At 67.5% G+C, this 511-nt stretch carries 1 pseudogene; it reads left to right on the forward strand.

The window, feature by feature from the left end:
* Positions 1-315: 315 nt before the first annotated feature.
* Positions 316-511, forward strand: a pseudogene (locus DKL51_RS33815) (IS110 family RNA-guided transposase); the annotation flags it as partial.

The following is a 511-nucleotide window of genomic DNA, read 5'->3' on the forward strand; positions in this document are numbered from 1 at the left end:
CGACACCCGTCCGGTGAGTGCACGAGCAGCCCTTCCCGGCCAGATCGACAGATCCGGTTCAAGACCCGAGGTCAGCCAGGCTTAGGGTCAGACCCGGCCGGGGAGGGCTCTCCCATGATCCTCACTGTCAGGCTTGGTCGAGGTGACCGGTGGGGTCGCTCTCATCGCGGCTGCCCACCGCTGTTTGGTGTGGCTCTCATCTGGCGTGCGTCCCGCCGGTCACCGCGGCGGTGAGAGGCTCAAGAGGGGACTGCCCGGCTCAAGGTAGCGCTGCCCTCCCGTCGACGTTCCATCGTCGGATCGAGGGAGGACACGATGGCCCAGGTCATCATCGGCGTGGACCCGCATAAGCGTTCCGCGACCATCGAAATCATCAACGCCCGAGAGAAGGCGCTCGGGCAGGGCCGGTTCGGCACCGACCGCGACGGCTACCAGGCCATGCTCGCCGCCGGTCGCAAGCACAAGGACCGCCTGTGGGCGGTCGAGGGCTGCAACGGCATCGGCCGGCATA

This window comes from Micromonospora globispora, assembly GCF_003857015.1.
Taxonomy (GTDB): Bacteria; Actinomycetota; Actinomycetes; order Mycobacteriales; family Micromonosporaceae; genus Micromonospora; species Micromonospora globispora.